Origin of the sequence: Cyanothece sp. BG0011 (assembly GCF_003013815.1) — a bacterium.
Lineage (GTDB): Bacteria > Cyanobacteriota > Cyanobacteriia > Cyanobacteriales > Microcystaceae > Crocosphaera.
The window spans coordinates 1-6,752 of the sequence record NZ_PRLH01000219.1; the positions used below are offsets into that span (position 1 = coordinate 1).

2 protein-coding genes, 1 tRNA gene, 2 rRNA genes and 1 pseudogene are annotated in these 6,752 nt (G+C 46.6%); all 6 read right to left on the reverse strand.

The genetic code is table 11. From position 1 onward, the window contains the following. Window positions 1-2,238 (reverse strand): 23S ribosomal RNA (locus C4E06_RS27045); the annotation flags it as partial. 141 nt (window positions 2,239-2,379) lie between these two features. Further along, window positions 2,380-2,453: transfer RNA gene (locus C4E06_RS27050), tRNA-Ile, on the reverse strand. A gap of 151 nt (window positions 2,454-2,604) precedes the next feature. Next, window positions 2,605-4,091: ribosomal RNA gene (locus tag C4E06_RS27055) — 16S ribosomal RNA — on the reverse strand. A gap of 593 nt (window positions 4,092-4,684) precedes the next feature. Further along, window positions 4,685-5,194 carry a site-specific integrase gene (locus C4E06_RS27065; RefSeq protein ID WP_107671410.1) on the reverse strand — a complete coding sequence of 170 codons (510 nt, stop codon included), beginning with the start codon at window positions 5,192-5,194 and terminating at the stop codon, window positions 4,685-4,687. Between the two features lie 157 nt (window positions 5,195-5,351). Then, window positions 5,352-6,140 (reverse strand): hypothetical protein, encoded by a 789-nt coding sequence (locus tag C4E06_RS27070; protein WP_157951266.1) that lies wholly within the window; start codon window positions 6,138-6,140, stop codon window positions 5,352-5,354. 99 nt (window positions 6,141-6,239) lie between these two features. Continuing rightward, a pseudogene (locus C4E06_RS27075) lies at window positions 6,240-6,752 on the reverse strand (hypothetical protein); the annotation flags it as partial.

Below are 6,752 nucleotides of genomic sequence, written 5' to 3' on the forward strand. Positions count from 1 at the left end.
GAGGCGACCGCCCCCAGTCAAACTGCCCACCTGAAACTGTCCTTAACCCGGATTACGGGTCTAAGTTAGAATTCTAGCCTCCCTAGAGTGGTATCTCACCGTTGGCTCCATTTTCCCCACGAGGAAAACTTCAACGCCTCCCACCTATGCTGCGCAAGGGAAGCCCGAACCCAATTCCAAGCTACAGTAAAGCTTCATAGGGTCTTTCTGTCCGGGTGCAGGTAGTCCGTATCTTCACAGACAATCCTATTTCGCCGAGCCTCTCTCCGAGACAGTGCCCAGATCGTTACGCCTTTCGTGCGGGTCGGAACTTACCCGACAAGGAATTTCGCTACCTTAGGACCGTTATAGTTACGGCCGCCGTTCACCGGGGCTTCGGTCGCTAGCTTCGCCGAAGCTAACCAACTTCCTTAACCTTCCGCACTGGGCAGGCGTCAGCCCCATACTGCGTCTTGCGACTTGGCGGAGACCTGTGTTTTTGGTAAACAGTCGCCTGGGCCTCTTCACTGCGACCACCTTGCGGTGGCACCCCTTCTCCCAAAGTTACGGGGTCATTTTGCCGAGTTCCTTAGAGAGAGTTATCTCGCGCCCCTTAGTATTCTCTACTCTCCTACCTGTGTCGGTTTCGGGTACAGGTAATTAGAAATTAACGTGGTTCGGGCTTTTCTGGGAAGTCTGACTCGCATCACTTAAGAGCCGTAGCTCCTCGGACTCAGAACTTGGCTCAGGACGTTTTCTCCGTCCCTCATCGCCTCGTTTCCTTGCACCGGTAACCATCTTCCGGCTGATACTAAGCCTTCTCCGTCCCCCGCCACAATTTCTAATCAGTACGGGAATGTTAACCCGTTGTCCATCGACTACGCCTTTCGGCCTCGCCTTAGGTCCTGACTAACCCTCCGCGGACGAGCCTTCCGGAGGAACCCTTAGGATTTCGGGGTATATGATTCTCACATATATTTTCGCTACTCAAGCCGACATTCTCACTTCTGTACTGTCCACACCTGCTTGCCGCTAGTGCTTCACCCTATACAGAACGCTCCCCTACCACAGTTTCCTGTCCACAGCTTCGGTAAAATACTTAGCCCCGTTCATTTTCGGCGCAGGAGCGCTTGACCAGTGAGCTATTACGCACTCTTTTAAGGGTTGCTGCTTCTAGGCAAACCTCCTGGTTGTCTATGCACTCCCACCTCCTTTATCACTTAGTATTTATTTTGGGACCTTAGCTGGTGGTCTGGGCTGTTTCCCTTTCGACGATGAAGCTTATCCCCCACCGTCTCACTGGTTGATGCTTATAGGGTATTCTGAGTTTATCTCGCTTTGGTACCGCTCTCGCAGCCCGCAGCGAAATAGTGCTTTACCCCCCCATAAGGTACACAACCGCTGCGCCTAAACGCATTTCGGGGAGAACCAGCTAGCTCCGGGTTCGATTGGCATTTCACCCCTAACCACAGCTCATCCGCCAACTTTTCAACGTTGGTCGGTTCGGACCTCCACAAGGTATTACCCTAGCTTTATCCTGGCCATGGTTAGATCACCCGGGTTCGGGTCTACAAACTGTGACTATCGCCCTATTCAGGCTCGCTTTCACTTTGGCTTCATGGTCTCCCATTTAACCTGCCACAGCCTGTAAGTCGCCGGCTCATTCTTCAACAGGCACACGGTCAGACGTTAAATCGTCCTCCCATTGCTTGTAGGCTAACGGTTTCATGTTCTATTTCACTCCCCTTGCCGGGGTTCTTTTCACCTTTCCCTCGCGGTACTGTTTCGCTATCGGTCACACAGGAGTATTTAGCCTTACGAGGTGGTCCTCGCTGATTCACACGGAATTCCACGGGCTCCGTGCTACTCGGGATACAGTTAGGCTGTTTAAGTTTTCAACTACAGGACTTTCACCTTCTCTGGTGCAGTTTTCAGCTGCTTCGTTTAACCGCTACAGTCCACATCACTGTCCCACAACCCCATCAACCGTAGTCGATGGTTTAGGCCTGGTCCCTTTTCGCTCGCCGCTACTGGGGGAATCGCTTTTGCTTTCTCTTCCTCGGGTTACTAAGATGTTTCAGTTCGCCCGGTTAGCTTGTGTCACCCTATAGATTCAGGTGACCATTCTTGGGGTTGCCCCATTCGGAAACCTTCGGATCAATGCTTGCTTCCAGCTCCCCGAAGCGTATCGTCGGTAACTACGTCCTTCTTCGCCTCTGTGTGCCTAGGTATCCACCGTTAGCCCTTTGTAGCTTGACCTTTTTGGTCTTTTTTTTGGACTTGTTTGTTGACTCTTTTTTCTGCAGTTTTCAAGGTACTGACTGGATATAACATCCAGCATTCCGTCTTTTTCAAAAAGACTAGGTGCTGAACTATCCTTTTTTTGGGAAATCAGACAGGTGGGCTATTCTGGACTTGAACCAGAGACCTCACCCTTATCAGGGGTGCGCTCTAACCAGCTGAGCTAATAGCCCCTCTTTCCGAGACCCATTCTTAGTTTGAAAGCTGTTCACATTTCCCTTGCCACGACCTTGGGATGGAAGAATTTAGAATTAAAAATTTAGAATTTAGAATGATTTTTTTACATTCTTCATTCTGCATTCTACATTCTCCTCGGTCTCCCTATAAGGAGGTGATCCAGCCACACCTTCCGGTACGGCTACCTTGTTACGACTTCACCCCAGTCACTAGCCCTGCCTTAGGAGTCCCCCTCTCGAAAGTTAGGGTAACTACTTCGGGCGTGACCAGCTTCCATGGTGTGACGGGCGGTGTGTACAAGGCCCGGGAACGAATTCACCGCAGTATGCTGACCTGCGATTACTAGCGATTCCTCCTTCATGCTCTCGAGTTGCAGAGAGCAATCTGAACTGAGGCTGGGTTTGATGAGATTCGCTTTCCCTCGCGGGTTCGCTGCCCTTTGTCCCAACCATTGTAGTACGTGTGTAGCCCAGGGCGTAAGGGGCATGCTGACTTGACGTCATCCCCACCTTCCTCCGGTTTGTCACCGGCAGTCTCTCTAGAGTGCCCACCTTAATGCTGGCAACTAAAGACGAGGGTTGCGCTCGTTGCGGGACTTAACCCAACATCTCACGACACGAGCTGACGACAGCCATGCACCACCTGTGTTCCGGTTCCCGAAGGCACCTTTCCCTTTCAGGAAAGTTCCGGACATGTCAAGCCCTGGTAAGGTTCTTCGCGTTGCATCGAATTAAACCACATACTCCACCGCTTGTGCGGGCCCCCGTCAATTCCTTTGAGTTTCACACTTGCGTGCGTACTCCCCAGGCGGGAAACTTAACGCGTTAGCTACGGCACGGCTCGGGTCGATACAAGCCACACCTAGTTTCCATCGTTTACAGCTAGGACTACAGGGGTATCTAATCCCTTTCGCTCCCCTAGCTTTCGTCCCTGAGTGTCAGTTTCGGTCCAGTAGCGCGCCTTCGCCACCGATGTTCTTCCCAATATCTACGCATTTCACCGCTACACTGGGAATTCCCGCTACCCCTACCGAACTCTAGTTTTCCAGTTTCCACTGCCTTTCCGAAGTTGAGCTTCGGTCTTTGACAGCAGACTTGAAAAACCACCTGCGGACGCTTTACGCCCAATAATTCCGGATAACGCTTGCATCCTCCGTATTACCGCGGCTGCTGGCACGGAGTTAGCCGATGCTTATTCCTCAGGTACCGTCAGATCTTCTTCCCTGAGAAAAGAGGTTTACAACCCAAAGGCCTTCCTCCCTCACGCGGTATTGCTCCGTCAGGCTTTCGCCCATTGCGGAAAATTCCCCACTGCTGCCTCCCGTAGGAGTCTGGGCCGTGTCTCAGTCCCAGTGTGGCTGCTCATCCTCTCAGACCAGCTACTGATCGTTGCCTTGGTAAGCTTTTACCCCACCAACTAGCTAATCAGACGCGAGCTCCTCTTCAGGCAAAATAATTTTCACCTTTCGGCATATTGGGTATTAGCAGTGGTTTCCCACTGTTATCCCCATCCTGAAGGCAGATTCTCACGCGTTACTCACCCGTCCGCCACTCAGTCCGAAGACTGCGTTCGACTTGCATGTGTTAGGCATACCGCCAGCGTTCATCCTGAGCCAGGATCAAACTCTCCGTGGTGGAAAGCTTGAAGCATAGGCTCCATTTTTTCCTTGACTCTATCTTTTGATTACTCTCAAAATAGAGGGTGAATTGATTTTTTTCTACTGTTTCCTAGACAACTAGGAACAAATAGAATATAATTGTTTCAATTAACAAGGGCTGTGTTGTTTATCAGCTTTCAAACTATAGAATTTTCTAGGTTCGGAGCGCGTCGTTTGCGTTTCGCTCTCAACCGCGCATTTACAAATATAACCAAACCGCCAGGGAATGTCAACCCTTTTTTGAAACTTTTTTCTAAAATATTTTCCTCTTTCTTTCAAAGCTAGTCATAGCAAGGGTTTTAAGCAAAAAACTTTTTTTAAATGTCTTCAATCTGACTTGATTCCTCAGATGGTGGGTGATAACGGAGCATTTAGATGTCGTGTTGGATCCTAATATGTCCCCGTCAAAATTACCTTATATCTGAACTTTAGAATTTTTGGCTTTTTTTTGTACCTAATAATGATTTTGAGGAGCAGACGGGGGAAGTATTGGTGCGTAAGGGTAAGCGAGGGAAGACTCGACGGGTTTATTTGCCCCTAGAGGCTATTTGAATATGTAAGCGAATGCCATCATAATCGCCTAAATTTAAAGAAGGCGACTTCCCCTGCTCTGAGTCCATGTCTTAAGGCGGTAAATACGGCTTTATCTCTGATAATAGTCAGAGAGGGGCGGTTATCTAAGGCGGTTAACAGGGCTTCTAATTCGGCTTCGGTTAAATCTTGAGCAGGGGGTAAAGGCAGTTTATGTTGACGAATGGTGAGGGTGGGGTTAGGGTTGCCATAGGCTTCTTCCAACCAATCAAAAAAACTGCTGATAGCTGATAGGGCGCGGTTAACGGAACTAGGGGCTAATTTTTCGGTCAGTTGAATTTTATATTGAACGATGTGACGGGATTGAATAAAAGCAAAGGGTTTGTTTACAATAGTGAGAAAGGTCAACAATTCCCGACGGTAAGCCCTTTGAGAATTAGGGGATAAGGCTTTTGTCGCTAAAAATTCTTCCACCCGAACGTTTTGGAGATCGGTGGGGGTGGTAAGGGATTGATGACGGGGAATTTTTTGGGCTGGAGATCCCGACATAGAGAGAGTTAAGCGTTTTTTTTATTATCCCTCAGATCGGGTGGGTACGGACAATTTAGGTAAGATAATTCAATATTATCTTACCTGAGCCCACCAAAATATCTAGATTGCCCCTTAGATCACCCTCGCTAGTTATCCCCCAATACAGCATTTATTTTTATAGTTGACTCAGCCGTATTCGAGTGTACCAATTTACAATCTTTTGATACCATTCTCTGGCTTGTATTTTCTCTTCAGTTAATTCTTGAGATTCATCAATACAGTTATTAACTTCAACCCTTTCAATTTGGTAACTCACGACATAACCACAAGGAAGAGTTTTCCAATAAGTAGGATGCCAAGGCGTAAATTTTTTCCATATTGCTGAATTTTCAATATAGTAGCGGACAGATTGAGGATAATCCAATAAGTGTTCTATAGCGATTATTTTTTCTCCAATTTCTTGAGAGGAACAACTAATAATACTACGGTGGGGAGGAATCGAGTTATTCCAGAGATTTTCAGAAACTGATTCCCAATCTAAAATACATCGACGAAAAAATTGATTCCATTTTGGCTTAGCCCATGATTCCCATTGTTTTCCCCCTTTTTCAGTCAAAAAGAAATATAAATCTGAGCTACACAGTTTCTTATATAACTCGTAATCCCTGAAATTTTCTCGATCCAAAGCTGTTTTGATTTGTTCGTGGGAAGGAATAAATGCTTTGGTTAATAGGTCGTTTATTAGGTGAGTGTCTAGTGAATCGAGATCGGCTGGAGTAATGGCTAATAAATAACCATCTTGAAAGAGACGAAATAGAATATCGACAATTTGATTTGTCGTTAAATTAGATGGAGTTTGATAGTCATCAGGGACAATACACTGGTCATAGGGTATGATGGTTAAAAAACTAACTGGTGACTGGACTACCAGCTCTAGAAACCAAAAATCAAATTCACTCATCATCCTCGTTGATAATATTTGTCACCTTGATTATCTTTAATATTTAGAATTATAGAAGCATAAACTTTTTTTGGTGGTTTACCTTCTTTACAGAATTTATATTCACCTATCGAGCCTGCACTTTGATTTGGTTGAACATTTTTTATAAAAACGTTGTAGTGCATTCCTGATTTTTTCAGGATCTTTAAGATTTTCGAGAAATTTAATTTCACGATCTTTGAAAATTGTATCCATTGGAGCAGAATTTCCCAACTGAACAGTTCTCCCATCATTAATCTTTGAATGGTATTGTCTATTAAATCTTATTCCATTAATAGCTTCCGGTAAGTCGTCAAACCTAAATCCACCAAAAGGAAATTGATTTCCTATATAGTCAGTAAGAACATCATACTGAGGATACTTATCCTTACAAGTTTCTTCACAATCATTAGGGTCTTCTGGTTTTGGAATAGGGGCAGGAACTCTCTGTGGTGACGGTGACGGGGTTGGTCTGGGGTCAGGTCGTTTAGGAGGAGGTAGAAGCTCTGGTTTTCTATCAGTTGTCGGAGTTTCGAGAAGTGTTAGAGCTACAACTCCCGCAACTACTACAACTCCAACCGCAATAGCTACTGGTGG

Excerpts from the sequence above, each read along its gene's own strand:
- C4E06_RS27065 (WP_107671410.1), bottom strand. The coding sequence starts at position 5,194 with ATGTCGGGATCTCCAGCCCAAAAAATTCCCCGTCATCAATCCCTTACC.
- C4E06_RS27070 (WP_157951266.1), bottom strand. The coding sequence starts at position 6,140 with ATGATGAGTGAATTTGATTTTTGGTTTCTAGAGCTGGTAGTCCAGTCA.